Below are 20,212 nucleotides of genomic sequence, written 5' to 3'. Positions count from 1 at the left end.
GACCAGTTGTATTGATCACGAGCGTGGCTCACTGCCGCGACTCTTGATCATGGCGAAGACCTCCGGTGTGGTGGAGGTGTCTGGGCTCCACACCGCACAACGGAGGCCTTCGCGTCCGATCGCGATGCCCGGCCGACCGTGTTCGGCAGGCGGCTGCTGGTCGAACGTGTCCGTTCGGGATGTCCGGTGGCCCAGGTGGCCGCGGAGGTGGGTGTCTCTCGGTCACAGCTCACAAGTGGGTCCGACGCCGGCGACACGAGCGCGAGGCCGGACCGCATGACCGCTCCGGCTGGCCGGCCGGCCGCTGACGGCGCCGCACCGGACACCGGCCGGTGTTGAGGCCCGGGTGCGTCGACTGCGGCAGGACCGCAAGCTCGGCGAGATCCATCAGCCGAGTCGACTCATGTGCGGCGGGGTGCCACACGCCACCCCCTCCAACATCGCCTTTGGACCTCTAGGGATAACCAGGTACTGTGCAATGCATGGAACCTGACATTGCAGGTAAGCCTGTCGCGAGTAAAGCGGCGAGCCAGCTCCGCAAGGGGGTGCTGGAGTACTGCGTGCTAGCGATCTTGCGGGACGGCCCACGCTACGGCGTCGAGCTGCTCGAAACCCTCGGCGCGGTCAATGTCATGGTCACGAGCCAAGGGACCATCTACCCCCTGCTGTCGCGGCTGCGCCGTGACGGACTGGTGGAGACCCGCTGGCAGGAGTCACCCAGCGGACCGCCCCGGCGCTACTACGAGCTGACGCCGTCGGGGCATGCGGCGCTGAAGGAGTTCACCGCGATCTGGCCGCACTTCCGTGACGCGGTCGACCACTTCATCACCGACTGAGGAGACCGACATGACGATCACCGACCACCCTCTGGTGAAGAAGTACCTGGCCGCCGTGGCGCGTGAATCGGCCGGCCTGAGCCCGGAACGCCGCAACGAGCTGTTGGCCGACCTGGAGGAGCACATCGCCGTGGCCCTCGCGGAGGGGTCCGCCTTCGGTGACGACGAGATCCGCGCCGTGCTCGCACGCCTCGGCGACCCGCGCACGATCGCGGCCACCGCGCTCGGCGAGGAGCTCCCCGCTCCGCAAACGAGCCGAGGACGCACCCTCGCCCTGCTGGGACTGCTCGCGTCGACCGGCCCTCTGATGTTCTTCCCGCCCGTGCTGGTCCCCGCCCTGATCGGCGCGATCTGGTGGCTGTGGGCCGCGCCGCAGTGGCGCAGCCGGGACAAGGTGATCGGGACGGTGGCCGCCCTCGTGCCGCCGCTGTTCGTGGTGTCGCAGTGGGTCGTCCCCGCGGGCGCGGTGAACCTCGGCCTCGGAGCGTTGTTCCTCCCGTTCGCTCTGGCCGTCGTGGCACTCCCGGCCGCCGCCGGCGTCTATCTGCTGCGTACGGCGAGGCGCCCGGCATAACAGGGGCTCACCTGCTGCCGATCACCACCACCCGCCTGGTGCACCGCCCGCCCCCACCACCGGGCCCCGCACGTCCGGCCCGGCCGACGAACTCCGAGAATCCCCCCACCAGCAAGAGGCGAGAACGATGCACACGCAGCTCACACACCAGATGGCCCTTGCCCCTACGGGCGACATCATGATCGCCTGCGCAATGGGGGCCGCGGCCCTCGGCGTTCTCGCGTTGTACTTCGGCGCCCTGCTCAGCATCGTCAGGTCCGACCTCACCGGCGGGATGAAGCTGGTCTGGCTCGTCTTCGCCTTGATGGCCCCCTTCCTCGGGTGCCTGCTCTGGTTCCTCGTCGGTCGCCGCGACTCCCAGCGTCGGCCGGGCATCGCCTGAGGGGTCGTCCGACCTTGCCGGGTTGCGGCCCGGCGTCGCCGGCCCGCCCGTGTGTGACCGGACGGCGCCGACGCCGGAGGTCCGCCTACCGGCCGATCTCCCAGGCGAAAGGTGGCAGTTCGCGGGCTTTGGAGTAGATGTCCAAGGCGTGGTGCGCGGGGACGAAGGGGTGGACGCGGGCGCCTTCGAGGCCGGCCAGGAGGCGGGCGCAGTGCTGGACGCAGCCGGCTACCTCCTTTCCGTGCCGGTCGACGATGGTGGCGGCGTCGTGCGGCCCCTCGCAGGGTGCGGGATCCTTGGCGGCGGCGGCCGGGCAGCGGCGGTGGCGGAGGGCGGAGGGCGCGGCGCCCTCACCGGTCGGCGGGTACGGGATGGCGGCGTCGAACGGCTGGTTCATGCGCATGTCCCCCTGTGGTGCGGCGGTACGGACCGTGGCGGTGCCGGTGGCTCGATCGTGTCGGTCCCGGCTCCCAGGACAGTGGTGCTCGGCGCGGGGGGCGTCCATGCCGCCTTGGGGAAGACCTGGACCGATCGTCAGCTATTCATGGGAATGGCGCGCGGGTCGCGGGTCCGGGCGCCCGGCCGGGTAGGGGACGGCGTACGGCTCCAGGAGCAGGGCGAGGGCGAGCAGGGCGGCGGCCAGGAACCAGCCGGCGAGGACGTCGACGGGCCAGTGGACGCCCAGGTAGACACGGGTGAGGCCGACCCCGGCGGCCCAGACGGCGAGCACCGCGCACCAGGTGCCGGCGACCGCGGGGCGGGCCCGCCGCGCGATGCCCCAGGCCAGGATCCCGGCCACCAGCACCGCGGTGGTGGCGTGGCCCGAGGGGAAGGCGTAACCGGAGGCGTACTGGGCCCAGTCGGTGACCGGTGGGCGGGGGCGGATGAGCAGCCGCATCAGGCCGAAACGGATCGCCTGGCCGACGGCGAGGACGGCGACGGCGTACGCGACCGCGCGGATCCGGCCGCGCGTGCCCCGGCCGGCCAGCAGGCCCCCGAGCACGGCGGCCAGATACGGGATCAGGCCGGTCCCGGTGTCCGTCAGCACACGGGCCAGCGACAGTGCCGGCTCCCCGTGGTGCGCCACGGACCAGCGGACGGCGACGTGTTCGGGGGCGAAGGGAGCGCCGTGGTGGACGGAGACGGTGACGGCCGCGGCGGCGAAGAGCGTCGCGCAGACCGCGGCGACGGCGAGCAGCGGGCCGGTACGGGGCCGCGGGCCCGGTACCGGACGCGACGCCGGCTCCGTCGCCGGACTCCGTCCCGGCGACGTCACCGCGGTGCCGCCTGGGGGTGCGGCCGAGTGGCGCGGAAGACGGTGCCGGCGGGCGGATGCGGGGCGCCGGACGCCGCGGGCGGCGCGTCGGCGCCGAGGCCGCCCGCGGACCGGGCGACGCCCGTGAGCCCGCCTCTCACCTGCGCGGATGTGGCGGCTGCGGCCATGTCGGTGGCCCCTCCCATAATGGGTTGCGGGCCTGTCGAGCGGCCGGCCCGACCGACTACAGCCCCGTAGACGGTCTACGGCACTGTAGACGAATGAACCGGTGAAGGGCGTTCCATGTCGGAGACATCACCCGCGCAGCGGCGCCCCTCAGGCGAGCTGGAGGCGAGCGTGCTCGCGGCGCTCTGGGCGGCCGAGGGGCCACTGAGCCCCGCCGAGGTGCAGAGCGCGCTGGGCGGCCGGCTGGCCCGCACGACCGTGACGACGATCCTGACCCGGCTGCACGACAAGGGCGCGGTCTCCCGCTCCCGGGCCGGCCGCGGTTTCGCGTACTCGCCCATACAGGACTCCGCGGGGCTGACCGCCCGGCGGATGCGCAGCGAGCTGGACAAGCAGGACGACCGCGGCACCGCGCTCGCCCGCTTCGTCTCCCAACTGACCGATGAGGACGAGCAGTTGCTGCGCTCCCTACTGGAGGGGGCCAAGGACCCCGATCAAGCGGGAGCCACGGACACGGGTCCACAGGGGCCGGGAGCCGGGCTCCGGCCGGGCCCCGGGGGCACCCCGTGATCGTCGCCGTGTGGATTCCGCTGCTGGTGCCGCTGATCGCGGTGCCGGCCGCCCGCCGGCTGGCCGAGTCGCTGCCGCCGCGCACCGCGGCCTGGCTGCTGGCCGGCTGCTCCCTCGCCCTGGCCGGCTGCACGATCGTGGCACTGGGCCTGCTGCTGGCCGCCGGAGCGCTGCGGCTGCCCCCGGTCGCCGCCCTGGGCCATCTCTCCCTCCCGCTGCTCGGCGGCGATCCCGCCGTGTCGATCCCCGCGGCCTGCCTCGCCGGCGGACTGCTCGTTCTCTGCGCGATCGCCGTCACGGTCCGCGCCCGCCGGCATCGCGCCGAGCTGCGCACGGCCCGGCGGGCCACCGACGCCCACCCCGTCCGCGGCGACCTGTGCGTGCTCCCGGACCCCGCGCCCGATGCGTACGCCCTGCCGGGGCGGCCGGGCCGGGTGGTGGTCACCGACGGCATGCTGCGGGCGCTGGAACCCGCCGAGCGGGAGGCGCTGTTGGCCCATGAGCGCGCCCATCTCGCCGGGCGGCACCATCTCTTCCTGCTCACGGCCGCGCTCGCCGCGGCCTGCCATCCGCTGCTCCGCTCGCTGCGCTCGCCGCTCGGCTATGCGCTGGAGCGCTGGGCGGACGAGTCGGCGGCGTCCCAGGTCGGCGACCGTCGGGTCACCGCCCGCGCCATCGGTCGCGCCGCCCTCGCCGCCCGTCCGCACGCCCCGGCGCCGTACCGCCCCCGCACGGCCCTCGCCGCCACGGCCGGCCCGGTGCCGCGCAGGGTCGCCGCCCTGCTGGCCCCCGGGCGGACGCCCGGCCACCCTCCGATACGGACCGGCCTGCGCGGCCGCCGTCTGATCGCCGCCGCCCTGCTGATCTGCGTCGCCCTCTCCGCGTCCGCCGCCCTGGACGCCGCCGCCGATCTGCACGAGACGGTGGAGGTGGCCCAGGCGCAGTCGGCACAGGGGCAGTCGGCACAGGGGCAGTCGGCGGCGCGCTGAGCGGCGCGCGGGGCGCGGGCCGCCGCCCGGTCGTCTCCGGTGTCCGGCCAGGCCCCCACCCGGTCACACCCGGCTGCTGCGCGGCGCCGGCAGCGGACCGGTCCAGGGGCGCGCGCCCGCGCCGACCCCCGTGCCCGCGCCCTTCCCTCTGCCCACGGTGAAGCCCAGCACGGCACCGCCGCCCGGGCGGCGGGTGACGAAGGCGTGGCCGCCGTGGGCGGTGGCGATCTCGTGGACGATGGCCAGGCCCAGTCCGGAGCCGGGCAGGCCGCGTGCGGCCGGGGCCCGGTAGAAGCGGTCGAAGACCCGGGTGAGGTCGGCATCCGCGATGCCGGGGCCGCGGTCGAGGACCTCGATGCGGGCGCCGGTGACGGCGACCTCGATCGGCTCCGTCCCGCCCGCGTCGAACTTCGCGGCGTTCTCCAGCAGATTGCTCAGCGCCCGGTTCAGCGCGGCGGACCGCCCCTCGACCACCGCCGGACGCAGGATCCCTACGGTGATCTCGCGGCCGGTGCGGCGCCGGGCCGAGGCCGCCGCCTTCTGCGCGACCTCGGCCAGGCACACCTCGGACAGCGGATCGTCGGCGCGCTGTCCGGCCGCCAGGTCGACCAGCTCGTTGACCAGACCGCTCAGTTCCCTGGCCTCGCCCGCCAGGTCGGCGAGCAGTTCCTCGCGGGCGTCCGGCGGCAGCTCGTCGAACCGCTTGAGCAGCGAGATGTTGGTGCACAGCGAGGTCAGTGGGGTGCGCAGCTCATGGCCGGCGTCCTGGACGAGCCGCTGCTGGTCCTGCACGGCGCCGGCCAGCCGCCCGAGCATGTCGTCGAAGGCCCGCCCCAGCCGTGCCACCTCGTCGCGCCCGGCCACCGGCACCGGGACGTCCAGCCGGCCGTGCTCCGCCACGCTCTCGGCGACCGAGGTCAACCGCACCAGCCGGCCGGTGATCCGGCGCGCCAGCCACCAACCGGCCGCTCCGGACAGCGCGATGACCGCGGCCGCCAGCAGGGTGGTGCGATGCTGGAGCGCGGCGAGCAACTCCTCGGTCCCACTGGACTTCCGGGCGACCTGGACCGCCCCGCGGCCGCCGCCGAGCGCGACGGTCGCCACGTGGTACTCCCCGTCGCCGAGTTCCGCCTCGCACCCGGTGTGCGAGCCGGCCCGCTCGTCCATGGCGATCCGGCGCTCCGCGGCGCCGACCGGCAGGACCGGGCTCCCCGGCTCCACGATCCGGCCGCCGGCGCCCAGGATCTGCACCTCCGTACGGCTGGGCCGGATCAGGTCGTCGCGCGGTCCGTCGCGGTCGGGGTGGGAGCTGGCGTAATCGCCGGGCCCGTACGGCTTCTCCCGGACCTGGGTGCGCAGATCCCGTACGACCTCGGAGAACACCGACTTCTCGTCCACCCGCACCAGCCGGGCCGCCGCGTCGTAGCTCAGGCACCCGACGAGCACGCTGACCGCCGCGGCCCCGGTGGCGAACGACACCGCGAAGGCGGTGCGCAGACTGGCGGGCTCACGGGTGCGCAGCCAGCGGGCCGGGCGGCCGCGCCGCCATGATCCGGGCACCTCAGTCCGCCCGCAGGACGTAGCCGACACCGCGCACCGTGTGGATCAGCGGCCGGCTGCCCGGGACGTCGACCTTGCGCCGCAGATAGCCCACGTACACCGCGAGGTTCTTGGAGCCCGGCCCGAAGTCGTAGCCCCAGATCCGGTCGTAGATCGTCGAGTGGTCCAGGACGGTCCCGGCGTTGCGGGCGAGCAGCTCCAGCAGCTCGAACTCGGTCCGGGTCAGCTCCAACTCCCGTCCGCCGCGCCAGGCACGGCGCGAGGGCCCGTCGATCCGCAGATCGGCCGCCTCGACGACCCCGCCGCCGGCCGCCCGGGCGTCCTCCGTCCCGCCGGCCGCCGCCTCGGCGGCGCCGGCGGCCTCGGCGTCGTCGGGGGCGTCGGCGTTGTCCTCCGCCCGCTCCGCCGTCCGTCGCAGCAGCGCCCGCAGCCGGGCGAAGACCTCCTCGACCTCGAACGGCTTGACCACATAGTCGTCGGCCCCGGCGTCCAGTCCGGCGATCCGGTCCGCCGTCCCGGCCCGGGCGGTGAGCATCAGGATCGGGGTGCGGTCCCGCTCGGCCCGCAGCGCCTGGCACACCTGGAGCCCGTCGATGCCCGGCATCATCACGTCCAGCAGGATCACGTCCGGCCGCTCGCGGTGCGCGGCCGCGAGCGCCTGGATGCCGTCGGCGACGGCGGTGACCTGATACCCCTCCAGGGTCAGGGCGCGCGCCAGTGCGGTGCGGATGGGCCGGTGGTCCTCGGCGAGCAGTACGGAACGGGTCACCCGGCAAGTCTGCCAAGGGCCCGGCGGCGCGGTCCCGGCCGGTCGCGGCGCACCGTCGGTCCCCGGCCGACCGAAGCCGCCGGCGGAATTCCCAGCGCCCTCAATACGCCTACGGGGTAAGGAACTTCTCGACCACGATCTGGCGTCTTGACTGGCGAACATGTTGAACTGCTGGCACGAACTGGACGGCACGAACGGGCACAAAACCGCATCGCACGGGGCACACAGAACGTAACGCAGAGACCAGTTCGACCAGTTGGCGCTTCGAATCCGCAGGTCCGATCGGCAGGAGGCCGTTCATGCTGCACGGTGTCGATGTCAGCTCCTACAACACCTCGTATTCCACAGAGGGACTGGATTTCGTTTTCGTCAAGGCCACCGAAGGCCGGTCCTACATCAATCCGCACCAGAACGCACAGGCCGCAAAGGCCCGTAAAGCAGGCTGCGTGGTCGGTTTCTACCACTTTCTGTGGCCGGGGAATATCGCCGCCCAGGCCCGGTATTTCGTGGAGAAGTGCGCGTCGGTCCAGGGCGACATCCTGGCCTGCGACTGGGAGCGCACCGGCGAGGGCACCTATGCGAGCAATGCACAGAAGGACCAGTTCCTCGTCGAGGTGAAGAAGCTCCGTCCCACGCACCGCGTGATGCTCTACTGCAACCGCGATTTCTGGCTGAATCACGACACCACGTCCTACGCGGCCGACGGCCTGTGGATCGCCGACTACGTCTCCGCCGGGCACCCCCGGATCGAGGCGAAGTGGCGTATCCACCAGTACACCGACCGGCCGCTGGACAAGGATGTCGCGGACTTCTCCAGCAAGGCCGCCCTGAAGAAGTGGGCGCACCCGGCATAAGGTTTCCTATCGGCACGCGGATTCACGTATCCGGGAACCGCGCGTACGCACCAGGCGAACACCGAGTCACCAGGGGCGGCATCCGGCACACACCGGGTAGTGCCGCGTCACGCCCGGTGACACCGGCGGAGCCGAACAGCACCGCGTACGCGCCCAGGAACAGCGCGTGACACCAACCGCCCTACCCACATGCGACAGGCCGTGCCGCACACCGCGCGGCGCGGCGAGAGAACCAGAGGAGCAGTCGTGACCGACCCGGCGTCCAAGGCCCTGCAGCAGGAGATCGCCCGGGATCTCCAGGTGACCGCGTCCTTCGACGCCGAGCAGGAGATCGAGCGCCGGGTGGCCTTCCTCACAGAGCGGCTGACCTCCACGGGCCTGCGCTCGCTGGTCCTGGGGATCAGCGGCGGCGTGGACTCCACGACCACCGGCCGGCTCTGCCAGCTGGCCGTGGAGCGGGCCCGCGCCGCCGGCCACGAGGCGACGTTCTACGCGATGCGGCTGCCGTACGGCGTCCAGGCGGACGAGAAGGACGCCCAGCGGGCGCTGGAGTTCATCCGCGCCGACCGGGAGCTGACCGTCGACATCCGCCCGGCGAGCGACGCGGCGCTCGAGGCCGCGCTGGACGGCGGACTGACCTTCCGCGACGCCCACCACCAGGACTTCGTCCAGGGCAACATCAAGGCCCGCCAGCGCATGATCGCGCAGTACGCGGTCGCGGGTGCCCACGACGGCCTGGTCGTGGGCACCGACCACGCGGCCGAGGCGGTGTCCGGGTTCTTCACCAAGTTCGGCGACGGCGCGGCCGACGTCGTACCGCTGACGGGGCTCACCAAGCGCCGGGTGCGCGCGGTGGCGGCCGTGCTGGGCGCCCCCCGGGAGCTGGTGACGAAGGTGCCGACCGCCGATCTGGAGACGCTCGACCCGGGCAAGCCCGACGAGGACGCGCTCGGCGTGAGCTACGACCAGATCGACGACTTCCTGGAGGGTGAGCCGGTCGAGGCCGCCGCCTTCGAGGCCATCGTCCGCCGCTACCGCCTCACGGACCACAAGCGGGCCCTGCCGATCGCGCCCTGAGGCGCGGGTGCGGGCGCCTGGTGGCTCACCGGCGACGAGGCGCCCCACCCGACATGTCATGAGCCGGCAAGGGGACGGTCACCGTCCCGGTGCTAAATCATCGGCCGGGGCGGGCATGCATGCGGCCATGGGAAGCCGCGAAGTGAGATCGAAAGATCAACTGTCAGTGGGTCCGCCTACGCTCCAGGACATGGGTTACGCAAACCTGCGCGAACTCCAGACCGCGCTGACCACCGCCTCCGACCTTGCCTCCGCTCTGCAGTCCGCGCCGACCCGGCAGGGCGCGGACCAGCTCGTCGACGTCCTCCGGCAAGCGCTGACCGCCGCCAGCTCGCTGGGCGCCGAGACCGGCCCGACCGGCTGCGCCCTCCATCCGGGCGGCGCGGTCGACCCGCTGTACGGCGACCCGGAGGACCCCCTCCCGCCGGGGTACGGCAAGTGCCTGCTGTGCAACGACCGCAGGCGCCGGGCCGACGCCCACCACCCGCACATCCGGCCGCACACCCGCACACACCCGCGCTGGCGGCGGCGGCTCAGCGCCTAGGGGGTCGCCCCTGCCACCGGCGCGGCTGACCGGTGGCGGGACGGGCGGCTCGCGGCCGGGCGGGGCTACCATCCGCGCATGCGACCTGCCACATACAGCGATGAGGACCTTGAGCAGCACTCCCTGCGCCGACGGGTGCCCGACGACGGGCAGCGGTCCGGGTTCGAGCACGACGTCGACCGGATCCTGTACTCGACGCAGTGGCGGGCGCTGGCCGGCAAGAGCCAGGTCGTGGCGAGCGCCGAGCTGGGCGCGTACCACACCCGGCTGACGCACTCGATGAAGGTCGCCCAGCTCGGCCGCAGGATGGCGGAGCGGCTGGAGCGCCGGTACGGCGGCCCCAATCCGGCGCTCGTCGAGGCGGCGTGCATGGCCCATGACATCGGCCATCCGCCCTTCGGGCACGCCGGTGAAATGGCGCTGCGCACCACCATGGACGAGCTGCACTTCGCCGACGGCGTGCTGGACAGCTTCGAGGGCAACGCCCAGACCCTGCGGGTGCTGACCTTCCTCGCCGCCCACAAGTACCCGGGCCACCGCGGGCTGCATCTGACCCGGGCCTGCCTGGACGCCGCCACGAAGTACCCGTGGGAGCGGGCGCCGGTCGACCAGGATCCGGCGCGGCATGTGAAGTGGGGCGTGTACGTCGCCGACCGGGAGGCGTTCTCCTGGGTGCGGGCCGGCCGCGCGGACTGCGCCGTACCGGTCGAGGAGCAGGTCATGGACTGGGCGGACGACGTCACCTACGCCTGCCATGACGTCGAGGACTTCTACCGCACGGGCCTGATCCCGCTGGCCGCGCTCTTCCCGCCGGACGGTGCCGCGGGCGGCGAGACCGAGCGGGAGACCCGCCGCTTCCTGGACTATGTGCAGGCCAAGCGGGCGCGGTCGGGTGAGGCCTTCGACCGCGAGGCGGCACTGATGCTGATGGCGGACATCGGCAAGCGGCTGGCGGTGCCCGCCCCTTACAGCGGCGGCCAGGAGGACGCGGTCGCGGTCAACCGCCGCACCGCCGATCTGATCGCGTACTTCACCCGGGGCATCGAGCTGGAGGTGGGCGGCGCGGCGGCGATCCGCTACGGGGCGCGGCTGGTGATCCCGCCGGAGCGGCGGGCCGCCTGCGACCTGCTCAAGGAGCTGGTGTGGTGCTATGTCATCGACCGGCCCGCGCTGGCCACCCAGCAGCACGGCAAACGACGGATCGTCGGCGAGCTGCTGCGCTGGACCCATGACGCCCCCGAACTGCTGCCGCCGGACCGCGCCGAGGAACTGGCGCTGCACGGCGACCGGCTGCGCGCCGCGGCCGACCATGTCGCCTCGCTCACCGAGGACCAGGCGCTGGCCCTGCACCGGCGGCTGTCCGGTACGGGCCTGGGCTCGGTGAGCGACAACGTGTGGCGGTGAGGCGGGGCGGGGCCGGGGGCGTGGACGGACCGTCTCCGTCCGCGCCCCCGCCCCGCGGCTACTCGGCCCCGTCCCGCGGCCTGCGCTCCTGCCGTAGCGCGATCCGTCCCAGCACCCCGGCGACGACCAGCGCCCCCACCGCGATCAGCACATAGTCCGGTACGCCGTTGCCGATCCCGGTCGCCCACTCCTCGACCCGGAACTCGGTGTCCGCGTCGAGGATCCCGGGCAGCGCGCTGGTCCCGTTGAAGCGCAGGAACAGCACGCCGATGCCGATGAAGAAGACCCCGGACAGCAGCGAGGTGGTGTGCAGCCGCAGCCTGCCGAGGCTGAACTCCCGGCCGCGCAGCCAGCCCCGGGTGCCGAGCTGGAAGCGGTCCCACAGCAGTGCCAGGACGAACAGCGGCAGGGCCATGCCCAGCGCGTACACGGCGAGCATCGAGGCCCCGTACACGGCGTTTCCGCTGACCGCGGTCACCGTCAGCACCGCGCCCAGGATCGGGCCGGCGCAGAAGCCGGCCAGACCGTAGACGCAGCCGAGGAGGAAGGTGGAGACGGCGGAGCGGGGGGTGATCCTGGCCGCGGCCGCCTGGGCGCGCCGGGAGGCGAAGCCCAGGCCCAGGATCTGGGCGAGGCCCATCGCGATGACGACCCAGCCGCCGACCGCGATCAGCAGCTCGCGGTGGCCGTTGAACAGCCGGCTGGCCGCCGTACTGGCCGCGCCGAGCGGCACGAGCGTGGTGGCCAGCCCCAGATAGAAAACCCCGGTGCGGGCCAGCAGCCGGCCCGGCGTGGCGAGCGAGTAGGCGAAGAACGCCGGCAGCAGCAGCGCGCTGCACGGGCTGAGCAGGGCGAGCGCCCCGCCCAGGAACGCCGCGAGGTAGCCGATGTCGCCGGTCACCTGCCGTCCCCCGAGCCCTTCGCACCCGCCTTCGCCGCGGCGTCCTCGACGGCCTGCGCGAAGACCGCGGTGGGCTGGGCCCCGCTGATCGGCCGCCCGTTGACCAGGAAGGACGGCGTGGACTGCACACCGAGCTGGTAGCCCTCGTCCTGGTCCTTCTTCAGCGCGCGCTCGGCGCCCGCGCCGCCCAGGTCCGTACGGAACTTGTCGATGTCCGGCACACCGCTCTCGCGGGCCACCTCGACGAGCTTGTCCTCGGCCAGGTCACCGCCCTTGCGGGTCTTGGCGTACAGCGTGTCGTGCAGCTGCCAGAACTTGCCCTGCTGTCCGGCGGCCCAGGACGCGCGGGCGGCCCGCTCGGAGTCGGCGCCGAAGACGGGGAAGTTGCGGAACTCGATCCGCAGGGTGCCCGCGTCGACGTACTTCTCGACCAGCTCCGGCTGGGTCTCGCGGGTGAAGCGGCCGCAGAACGAGCACGCGTAGTCGGCGTACTCGACCAGGACCACCGGGGCGTCCTTCTCGCCGACGGCCAGCGGATCGCCGGCCGTCCGTCGGCTGGTCTTCTTGGCGAGGCCGTCGAACATCTTCTGCTGTGCGGCGTCCTCCTGGGAGCCGGTGGAGGCGGCGGCCTCCGATTCGCCGGTGCGGCCGGGGTCGCGGTCGCCCTCGACGGTCTTGCCTACGGCGATGCCGATGGCGATCACGGCCACGACGAGGGCGACGACCGCGCCTACGGCGGCGAGTTTGCGGGTGGGTGAGGCGGAGGTGGGCATGCGGAAGCTCCAGACGTACGAAGAGGATTGCGGCGGCCTTGTGCGTCGGGGCGGCCTAGATCCTCAGTACGGGCAGGAGCGCGGTGTGGTCGACGGCGGACGACCCGTCGGTCGGCGGTCGGGCGAGCGCGAACTGCGCGGGCAGGTCGACGGCGAGCGGCCCGGGGCCGGCGGTCGCGGGGGCCAGTGGCTCACCGCGGTGCGGCGCGGGCGGCGGGGCGGACTCCTCGGGGCCGGGGGCGTGCCGGTCCGAACACCTCTTGGGTGCGTCGGCCACCGGGACTTCGGCCGAACCGTCGACGGCCCGGCCCTCCTGCGCGGCGGCGTGCCACACCCGCTCGGCGCCGGCGGCCCGGACGCCCGCCCAGGCCTGGTCGCCGCCGGCCCGGCACAGCAGCGGCCCGAAGACCACCGCGAGGAGGAGCAGCAACGTCATCGCAGTCGACCGGCGTATGGCGTGCATGTCCCTCCCTCCGTACCGTCCGCGCGCATGGAACACCCATCCTACGGACCGCCACCGGATGACCGGAGCCCCGACCGGCGCACGGCCGCAGGCGTGCGAAGGCCGCCGCTCAGCGGTCGGTGACCCGCATCTCGAACCAGGTGGTCTTGCCTCGGGGCAGCAGGTCCACGCCCCAGCGGTCGGAGAGCTTGTCGACGAGGAAGAGGCCCCGTCCGCTGGTGTCCATTTCCTGGACGGGCATGAGACAGGGCAGGCCGCGGGACGGGTCGCGCACCTCGATGCGGATCCAGCCGCGGCGGCGCAGCATCCGCAGTCCGAAGGTGCGGGCGCCGGTGTGGCGTACGGCGTTGCCGACGAGCTCGGAGACGAGCAGGACGGCGTGCTCGGCGAGCTGGGGCGTCAGGGACCACTGCCGCAGGAGTACGGAGGCGGTCAGCCGGCGGGCGGTGCCGGCGGATTGCGGACGGGAGGGCAGCCGGACCTCGCCGATGGTCGGGTCGCCGACGAGGTCGAGTGCCGCGGACGCCGGGCCGCAAGGGGCCGGAGCCGGATTCCGGTCCGCACCGGGGATGTCCCACCGTGCGGCGGCCGGATCGCTCCGCGGCCGCGGCTGCTCCATACCTTCGAGGCCCGCCATGCCCCCCATCATGGCTGCTACTTGGCGGTCACGGGGGCGGAACCGGCGGAATCCATTGCCCGGAATCTCCGGTTCCAGGCCCCCTGCGGGACATATGCCAACGACATTTAAGGTTCCGGGACTTACGCCCTGACCTGCGGCGACACTCGGCCTACGCAGGCTTGGCAAGACCTGTCAACAAGGCTGCCTTAAGGCGCACTTAAGTTTTCCGCAATTCGCCCACACGAGGCATCTGGTCCCGGCCAAACCTCAATCGTCCCGCCAACACCAGCGGTTTCAGAGGAACTTGGCCTTGCCGGGCCCCTCCTCGACGAAGCTGCGCATGCCGATCTCCCGGTCGGCGGTCGCGAACAGCCCCGCGAACCAGTTGCGTTCCACCGTCAGCCCGGTGTCGATGTCCGTCTCCAGGCCCGCGTCGACGGACTCCTTCGCGGCGCGCAGGGCCAGCGCGGGACCGGCCGCCAGCCTCGCGGCCCAGGCGTGCGCCTGCGTGTAGACCTCGGCGGCCGGCACCACCCGGTCGACCAGGCCGATGGTGAGCGCCTCCTCGGCCTTCACGTGACGGCCGGTGAAGATGAGGTCCTTGGCCTTGGAGGGGCCCACGAGGCGGGCCAGCCGCTGGGTGCCGCCGGCGCCCGGGATGAGGCCGAGCAGGATCTCGGGCTGGCCGAGCTTGGCGTTGTCGGCGGCGATCCGGAAGTCGGCGCAGAGCGCCAACTCACAGCCGCCGCCGAGCGCGTAGCCGGTGACCGCGGCGACCACCGGCTTGGGGATCCGGGCCACGGCGGTGAACGAGTCCTGCAGGGCCTTGGAGCGCAGGACCATGGCCGTGTGGTCCATGGCCTGCATCTCCTTGATGTCCGCGCCGGCCGCGAACACCTTCTCGCCGCCCCAGATGACGACGGCGCGCACATCGTCGCGGCGGGTGACCTCTTCGGCCAGCTCGCGCAGCCGGTCCTGGGTGGCGATGTCCAGTGCGTTCATCGGCGGGCGGTCCAGGCGGATGGTGCCGACGCCGTCGGCGACCTCGAGATTCACAGTCATGGTGGAAGGTTAGTCCCCGTTAACGGCAGGGGGCCCGGTGCACTTGGTCACAGTGCGGGACCGGGCCCCAACGGGTGATGCGGCGCGCCCCTACGAGCCGGCCTTCCACCGCTCCCAGGACATGTTCCAGTCGCTGAAGCCGTTGTCGGGCTGGATCGTTTCATCGTGCGAGTTCTCGACCACGACGACATCGCCGACGAGGGAGTTGCGGAAGAACCAGGCCGCCGGGGTGGACCCGTCGCCGCCGCCGCGCTGGTCGAACAGGCCCACACAGCCGTGGCTGGCGTTGCGCGTGCCGAACGTCGGCCGGCCCGACCAGTAGTTGCCGTGGATGAAGGTGCCGGACGTGCTCAGGCGCATGGCGTGCGGTACGTCCTTGATGTCGTACTCGCCGCCGAAGCCGACGGTGTCGCCGTTCATCCGCGTCACCTCGTGCTTCTCGCTGATCACCATCTTGCCGTTGTACGTCTCGGTGCCCGGCCCGCCCGACGTGATCGGGATGGTCTTGATCTTCTTGCCGTCGCGGACCACGGTCATCTGCTTCGACTTGGCGTCGACCGTGCTCACCTGGCTGCGGCCGATCGAGAAGGAGATTTCCTTGGCCTGGGTTCCGTAGACGCCGGGCCGGCCCTCGACGCCGTCGAGGTCGAGCTTGAGGGTGACCTTGGTGCCCGGTGCCCAGTACTTCTCGGGGCGGAAGTCGAGCCGGTCGTTGCCGAACCAGTGGCCCTCGATCGGGACCGACGGTTTGGCGGTGACCTTGATGGCGTCCTCGACGGCCTTGGGAGAGGTGATGCCGCGGGTGAAGTGGATCGAGACCGGCATCCCGACGCCGACCCGCTGGCCGTTCTCGGGGCTGTACCGGCCGATGAAGGTGTTCTTGGGGACGAGGGTGGTGAACGTGGCGTGCTCGGCGGCCTCCCGGCCCCGGCGGTCCACCGCGACCGCGTCGACGGTGTACTCCGTCGAGGCGCCCAGATGGCCGCTCGGCCGCCACTGGGCGCCGTCGCCGGATATCTTCCCGTCGACCTCGTTGCCCTTGCCGTCCTTGACCCGGACGGAGGTGAGCCGGCCGTTCTTGGCGGTCACCTTCAGCGCGCCGCTGGTGGCGACGTCGTCCGCGCCGTCCTTGGGCGCGATCGTCACCGCGGCCCGGGAGGCGGCCCTGTCCCCGCCGGCCTTGCCGGCCGGTCCGCGGTCGTCGGTGTCGTCCCCGCCGCACGCGCTCACCAGCAGCAGCGTCGCGCCGAGCAGAAGTGTGAGCGGGCCCCGGCCCCCGCCTGGCCACCGGCGCCGGTGAGCCGGCACCCCCGGATTCGGCTGGACGTTCACGATCGGCCCCTTCCCCCTCGCACGGCCCGCGGTCGCCCGCACGCGTCTGCGCACAGCCGCGCGCGTGCCGTTAGGTAACCACACCGCGGTGACAGTGAACTCCCCGCGGATGTCACCGTTCAGTCCCAAGTACGAGGGTGGCTCGGGGGTACGCGCGGACGCGTGCGCGCGCCCATCGGACGCTCCCCGATCAGCCCGGCGCCGAACCGGCGCGCCACTGGTCCCACGGCATGTTCCAGCCACCGAGGCCGTTGTCCGGTGCGACCGTGCGCTCAGGGGAGTTGTGGACCACCACCACGTCGCCGACGATCGACTGGCCGAAGAACCAGCCCGCCGGGGTGCCGCGGCCACCGCCCTTGATGTCCCTGAGGCCCACGCAGCCATGGCTGGTGTTGCTGCCGCCGAAGACCTCGGGACGCGCCCAGTAGTTGCCGTGCAGAAAGGTGCCGGACCTGGTGAGGCGCATGGCGTGCGGTACGTCCGCGATGTCGTACTCGCTGCCGAAGCCGACGGTGCCGCCGTCCATCCGGGTCACCGAATGGCGCTCCAGAATCACCATCCGTCCGTTGTACGTGGGGTTCTCGGCGTTGCCCGCGGTGACCGGCAGCACCGCCACCACCCGGCCGTCGCGCCGCACCGTCATGGTGTGCCGCGCGGCATCGATGGTGCTGACCTGGTCCCGGCCCACCCGGTAGTGGACGGTCCGGTGCTGCATGCCGTAGGTGTCCGGCCCGGCCTTCACGCCGCGCAGCCGCAGCCGCACGGTGACCTCGGTGCCCGGCCGCCAGCGCTCGCGGGGCCGGAAGTCCAGCCGTCGGTGCCCGAACCAGTGGCCGGCGATCTGGACGGCGGGCCGGGCGCTGACCTGGACGGCCCGCTCGACGGCGGCCCGGTCGACGACCGGCCGGTTGAAGGTCATCGAGAAGATCAGGCCGGTGCCGACCGTGGTGTCGCTCGGGGGCGAGAAGCGGCCGATGACGCGCCGGGCGGGCACGGCCGTGGTGAAGGTGGTGTGGCGGGCCGCGCGGTACCCCGCGCCGTCCAGCGCCACCGCGTCGACGGTGTACTGCGCACCGGGCTGGAGCGGGCCGGGGGCCGGGCGCCAGACCGTGCCGTCCGAGGAGATCCGTCCGGCGACGGCCTGCCGTCCGGCGTCCCCGTTGCGGCTGACCGCCACCCGCTCCAGCCGGCCCTGCGGCACCCGGATCTCGAACCGCCCGTCGGACCGGACGTCGTGGGCGCCGTCGTGCGGGACGATGCGGATCAGCTCCTCCACGGTGCGCGGGGTGCCGCCGTCGAACAGCACCGAGTCCGCGCAGCCCGCCAGCGCCACCGCTCCGGCGAGCCCGGCCACGGCGGCGAGCGCGGCACGGAGCCGGCGCGTGGCCCGGGTCCCGCCCCGGCGGCCCGACCCGTCCCGCACCCGGACCGGCGTCCGCGCCCGCACACGGACACCGCCGCGGCTCGTCGCTCGGTCTCCTGCTCGGCCCTGGTGATGGACGGTCATACACCGGATTGTGACGGATGATCCCCGGGTCGGGAGGTATGCCGCGTAACGGAATGTCACGGACATCTCTCAGCGAGGCATGGACAGAACAATGAGCCGCCGCAGCGGGAAACGTGAGGCAACGCCCGGTTGCGGGAAGAACAACGGGGAGGGCGGAGACGCACGCACGGCCGGGACTCCCCCAGCTGACGCTGGGCGGCGCCCCCGGGTGGGGACCGCCCGACCGAGCCATGAGCCGCAGGAGGCCGGCACGTGTCGAGCGCACCCGAGCAGGAGGCGGTGGCGGACGAACCACTCGCCCCACCGGCGGATGTCCGCCCCGGCAGTCCGACGCCGCTGGGGGCCCGCTACCGCACCGGGCCCGACGGCGTCGCGGGCACCAACTTCGCCCTGTGGGCGGGCGGTGCCGAGGCCGTGGAGCTGTGTCTGTTCGACGAGGAGGAGCACGAGACCCGCCATCCGCTCACCGAGCTGACCCATGAGATCTGGCACGGCTTCCTGCCCGGCATCCGCCCCGGCCACCGCTACGGCTACCGGGTGCACGGCCGCTGGGACCCCTGGAGCGGCGCCCGCTGGAACCCTGCGAAGCTGCTGCTGGACCCGTATGCCAGGGCCGTGGACGGCGACTTCGGGGCGCGTACGGAGCCGGCCGGCACCGGCCTGGCACTGCCCGCCCGGCTCTACGGGCACGTCCGCGACTGGCCGCAGCAGCAGATCGCGGACACCGTGCGCGACGACCGGGACTCCGCGCCGTACGTCCCCAAGGGGGTCGTGGTCGGCGGCGACACCGGGGACGAGGGCGGCGAGGACGAGTGGCGCGACGACCGGCGCCCCAAGACGCCCTGGCCGGATTCCATCCTCTACGAGCTGCATGTGCGCGGCTTCACGATGCGCCACCCCGGTATCCCCGAGCATCTGCGGGGCACCTACGCGGGTCTGGCGCACCCGGCCGCGCTGGAGCACCTGGTCCGGCTGGGCGTCACCGCCGTCGAGCTGCTGCCGGTCCATCAGTTCGCCCACGAGGACCACCTGGTGCGCCGGGGGCTGCGCAATTACTGGGGCTACAACTCCATCGGCTACTTCGCGCCACACGCCGGCTACGCCGCCACCGGCACCCGAGGGCAGCAGGTCGGCGAGTTCAAGCGGATGGTGCGGGCGCTGCACGACGCCGGTATCGAGGTGATCCTCGACGTCGTCTACAACCACACCGCGGAGGCCGGCGAGCTGGGGCCGACGCTCTCCCTGCGGGGCATCGACAACCGCGGCTACTACCGTCTGGCGGGCGACGCCCGGCGCTACGCCGACTACACCGGCTGCGGCAACACCCTGCACGTCGTCCAGCCCCAGGTGCTGCGGCTGATCACCGATTCGCTGCGCTACTGGGTCACCGAGATGGGCGTGGACGGCTTCCGCTTCGATCTGGCGGCGGCGCTGGCCCGCTCCATGCACGACGTGGACATGCTCTCCCCGTTCCTCGCCGTGATCGCCCAGGACCCCGTACTGCGAAGGGTCAAACTGATCGCCGAACCCTGGGACGTGGGCTCCGGCGGCTACCAGGTCGGTGCCTTCCCGCCCCTGTGGACGGAGTGGAACGACCGCTACCGCGACACCGTCCGCGACTTCTGGCGCGGCGCCCAGCACGACGTGCGCGACCTGGGCTACCGGCTCTCCGGATCCAGCGACCTCTACGCCTGGGGCGGCCGCCGCCCGTACGCCTCGGTCAACTTCATCACCGCGCACGACGGCTTCACCCTGCGCGACCTGGTCAGCTACGAGCACAAGCGCAACGCCGACAACGGCGAGAACAACCGCGACGGCACCCACGACAACCGGTCGTGGAACTGCGGCGCCGAGGGCGAGACCGACGACACGGAGGTCACCGCGCTGCGCCACCGCCAGCTGCGCAACCTGCTGACCACGCTGCTGCTGTCCACCGGTGTGCCGATGCTGGTGGCCGGCGACGAGATGGGCCGCACCCAGCACGGCAACAACAACGCCTACTGCCAGGACAACCCCACCAGCTGGGTGGACTGGTCGCTCCTGGACGACCCCGGCTGGCGGCCGCTGGCCGAGCTCGCCGCCCGGCTGATCGCGCTGCGCCGCGCGCATCCCGTCCTGCGCCGCCGGGCGTTCTTCTCCGGCCGGCCGCACGGGCAGGGCGGGCTGCGCGACCTCGCCTGGTTCACCGCGGACGGCACGGAGATGACCGAACAGGACTGGTACACCCCGGGAGCCACCCTGGGCATGTACCTCTCCGGCAACGACATCTCCCAGCGCGACGACCGGGGCGTGCGCATCGTCGACGACAGCTTCCTCGCCGTCCTGCACGCCGCCGCCCACCCCCGCCGGCTCACCCTGCCCGGCCCGCCGTGGGCGCAGGCGTACGAACTCCTCGTCGACACCGCCCGCACGGACCAGCCGGGGCCGGCGTGGCCGCCGTACACGGCGGGCGGCACGATCACGCTCGCCGGGCGGTCGGTGATGCTGTTCCGGGCGGTGCCGGGCTGAGGCTGCGGAAATTCACCGGAGCGTTGTCAGTGGTGCGCCCTACGCTC

General features: G+C 73.0%; 22 protein-coding genes and 1 pseudogene. 11 read left to right on the top strand and 12 right to left on the bottom strand.

Annotated elements, in window-relative coordinates:
• Positions 1-138 precede the first annotated feature (138 nt).
• The 4 genes and pseudogenes from WAB15_RS28425 to WAB15_RS28410 form a co-directional block, all read left to right on the top strand.
• A pseudogene (locus WAB15_RS28425) lies at positions 139-430 on the top strand (helix-turn-helix domain-containing protein); the annotation flags it as partial.
• Between the two features lie 52 nt (positions 431-482).
• Positions 483-836, top strand: coding sequence for a PadR family transcriptional regulator (locus tag WAB15_RS28420; RefSeq protein WP_399147061.1), 354 nt, complete (start codon positions 483-485; stop codon positions 834-836).
• 10 nt (positions 837-846) lie between these two features.
• Positions 847-1,410, top strand: a complete 564-nt coding sequence (locus WAB15_RS28415) for a DUF1700 domain-containing protein (RefSeq protein ID WP_399147060.1) — start codon at positions 847-849, stop codon at positions 1,408-1,410.
• A 127-nt stretch (positions 1,411-1,537) separates the two neighbouring features.
• Complete coding sequence (locus tag WAB15_RS28410) at positions 1,538-1,792, top strand: PLD nuclease N-terminal domain-containing protein (RefSeq protein ID WP_399147059.1); 255 nt, start codon at positions 1,538-1,540, stop codon at positions 1,790-1,792.
• Positions 1,793-1,877: 85 nt separating this feature from the next.
• Here WAB15_RS28410 and WAB15_RS28405 read toward each other — a convergent pair whose 3' ends face one another.
• From WAB15_RS28405 to WAB15_RS28395, 3 genes are all read right to left on the bottom strand, one after another.
• Entirely contained in the window at positions 1,878-2,189 is a 312-nt protein-coding gene (locus tag WAB15_RS28405) for a hypothetical protein (RefSeq protein ID WP_407287969.1), read from the bottom strand.
• 141 nt (positions 2,190-2,330) lie between these two features.
• Positions 2,331-3,068, bottom strand: a complete 738-nt coding sequence (locus tag WAB15_RS28400) for a phosphatase PAP2 family protein (protein ID WP_407287968.1) — start codon at positions 3,066-3,068, stop codon at positions 2,331-2,333.
• Positions 3,065-3,235 (bottom strand): hypothetical protein, encoded by a 171-nt coding sequence (locus tag WAB15_RS28395; protein ID WP_407287967.1) that lies wholly within the window; start codon positions 3,233-3,235, stop codon positions 3,065-3,067. The genes WAB15_RS28400 and WAB15_RS28395 overlap by 4 nt, the downstream gene beginning before the upstream one ends.
• Positions 3,236-3,350: 115 nt before the next feature.
• On the opposite strand from WAB15_RS28395, the gene WAB15_RS28390 reads away from it, so the two are divergent.
• Together WAB15_RS28390 and WAB15_RS28385 are read left to right on the top strand one after the other, a co-directional pair.
• Positions 3,351-3,803: a BlaI/MecI/CopY family transcriptional regulator gene (locus WAB15_RS28390; RefSeq protein ID WP_407287966.1), complete on the top strand. Its 453-nt coding sequence runs from the start codon at positions 3,351-3,353 to the stop codon at positions 3,801-3,803.
• Positions 3,800-4,792, top strand: a complete 993-nt coding sequence (locus WAB15_RS28385; RefSeq protein ID WP_407287965.1) for a M56 family metallopeptidase — start codon at positions 3,800-3,802, stop codon at positions 4,790-4,792. Before WAB15_RS28390 ends, WAB15_RS28385 begins: the two co-directional genes overlap by 4 nt.
• A 63-nt stretch (positions 4,793-4,855) precedes the next feature.
• Here WAB15_RS28385 and WAB15_RS28380 read toward each other — a convergent pair whose 3' ends face one another.
• Entirely contained in the window at positions 4,856-6,352 is a 1,497-nt protein-coding gene (locus WAB15_RS28380; RefSeq protein WP_407287964.1) for an ATP-binding protein, read from the bottom strand.
• A gap of 1 nt (position 6,353) precedes the next feature.
• A complete protein-coding gene (locus WAB15_RS28375) occupies positions 6,354-7,121 on the bottom strand; it encodes a response regulator transcription factor (RefSeq protein ID WP_399147052.1) in 768 nt (255 codons plus the stop codon).
• A 299-nt stretch (positions 7,122-7,420) separates the two neighbouring features.
• Between WAB15_RS28375 and WAB15_RS28370 the strand changes: the two genes are divergently transcribed.
• The 4 genes from WAB15_RS28370 (at position 7,421) to dgt (ending at position 11,000) form a co-directional block, all read left to right on the top strand.
• A complete protein-coding gene (locus tag WAB15_RS28370; RefSeq protein ID WP_407287963.1) occupies positions 7,421-7,975 on the top strand; it encodes a GH25 family lysozyme in 555 nt (184 codons plus the stop codon).
• Between the two features lie 246 nt (positions 7,976-8,221).
• Positions 8,222-9,052, top strand: coding sequence for an ammonia-dependent NAD(+) synthetase (gene nadE / locus WAB15_RS28365; RefSeq protein ID WP_407287962.1), 831 nt, complete (start codon positions 8,222-8,224; stop codon positions 9,050-9,052).
• A 190-nt stretch (positions 9,053-9,242) separates the two neighbouring features.
• Complete coding sequence (locus WAB15_RS28360) at positions 9,243-9,596, top strand: hypothetical protein (protein WP_407287961.1); 354 nt, start codon at positions 9,243-9,245, stop codon at positions 9,594-9,596.
• Between the two features lie 78 nt (positions 9,597-9,674).
• Positions 9,675-11,000: a dGTP triphosphohydrolase gene (gene dgt, locus WAB15_RS28355; RefSeq protein ID WP_407287960.1), complete on the top strand. Its 1,326-nt coding sequence runs from the start codon at positions 9,675-9,677 to the stop codon at positions 10,998-11,000.
• A gap of 58 nt (positions 11,001-11,058) precedes the next feature.
• Here dgt and WAB15_RS28350 read toward each other — a convergent pair whose 3' ends face one another.
• The 7 genes from WAB15_RS28350 to WAB15_RS28320 all read right to left on the bottom strand — a co-directional run bounded on the left by WAB15_RS28350 (position 11,059) and on the right by WAB15_RS28320 (position 17,657).
• Positions 11,059-11,901, bottom strand: coding sequence for a cytochrome c biogenesis CcdA family protein (locus WAB15_RS28350; protein WP_407287959.1), 843 nt, complete (start codon positions 11,899-11,901; stop codon positions 11,059-11,061).
• A complete protein-coding gene (locus WAB15_RS28345; protein ID WP_407287958.1) occupies positions 11,898-12,674 on the bottom strand; it encodes a DsbA family protein in 777 nt (258 codons plus the stop codon). Before WAB15_RS28345 ends, WAB15_RS28350 begins: the two co-directional genes overlap by 4 nt.
• 55 nt (positions 12,675-12,729) lie before the next feature.
• Positions 12,730-13,137: a hypothetical protein gene (locus WAB15_RS28340; RefSeq protein ID WP_399147046.1), complete on the bottom strand. Its 408-nt coding sequence runs from the start codon at positions 13,135-13,137 to the stop codon at positions 12,730-12,732.
• Positions 13,138-13,246: 109 nt separating this feature from the next.
• Positions 13,247-13,786, bottom strand: coding sequence for an ATP-binding protein (locus tag WAB15_RS28335; protein WP_399147045.1), 540 nt, complete (start codon positions 13,784-13,786; stop codon positions 13,247-13,249).
• Between the two features lie 264 nt (positions 13,787-14,050).
• Complete coding sequence (locus WAB15_RS28330; protein ID WP_399147044.1) at positions 14,051-14,818, bottom strand: enoyl-CoA hydratase/isomerase family protein; 768 nt, start codon at positions 14,816-14,818, stop codon at positions 14,051-14,053.
• A 90-nt stretch (positions 14,819-14,908) separates the two neighbouring features.
• Positions 14,909-16,150, bottom strand: coding sequence for an Ig-like domain-containing protein (locus WAB15_RS28325; RefSeq protein WP_399147043.1), 1,242 nt, complete (start codon positions 16,148-16,150; stop codon positions 14,909-14,911).
• A gap of 190 nt (positions 16,151-16,340) precedes the next feature.
• Positions 16,341-17,657, bottom strand: a complete 1,317-nt coding sequence (locus WAB15_RS28320; protein WP_407287957.1) for an Ig-like domain-containing protein — start codon at positions 17,655-17,657, stop codon at positions 16,341-16,343.
• A gap of 252 nt (positions 17,658-17,909) precedes the next feature.
• Here WAB15_RS28320 and glgX point away from each other — a divergent pair, with 252 nt between their 5' ends.
• Positions 17,910-20,165, top strand: a complete 2,256-nt coding sequence (gene glgX / locus WAB15_RS28315) for a glycogen debranching protein GlgX (RefSeq protein ID WP_399147041.1) — start codon at positions 17,910-17,912, stop codon at positions 20,163-20,165.
• Positions 20,166-20,212 lie beyond the last annotated feature (47 nt).

Source organism: Streptomyces sirii, from assembly GCF_045690365.1.
Lineage (GTDB): Bacteria > Actinomycetota > Actinomycetes > Streptomycetales > Streptomycetaceae > Streptomyces > Streptomyces sirii.
The sequence above is the reverse complement of the archived record's forward strand: the minus strand, read 5'-3'. Positions and strand labels throughout refer to the sequence as shown.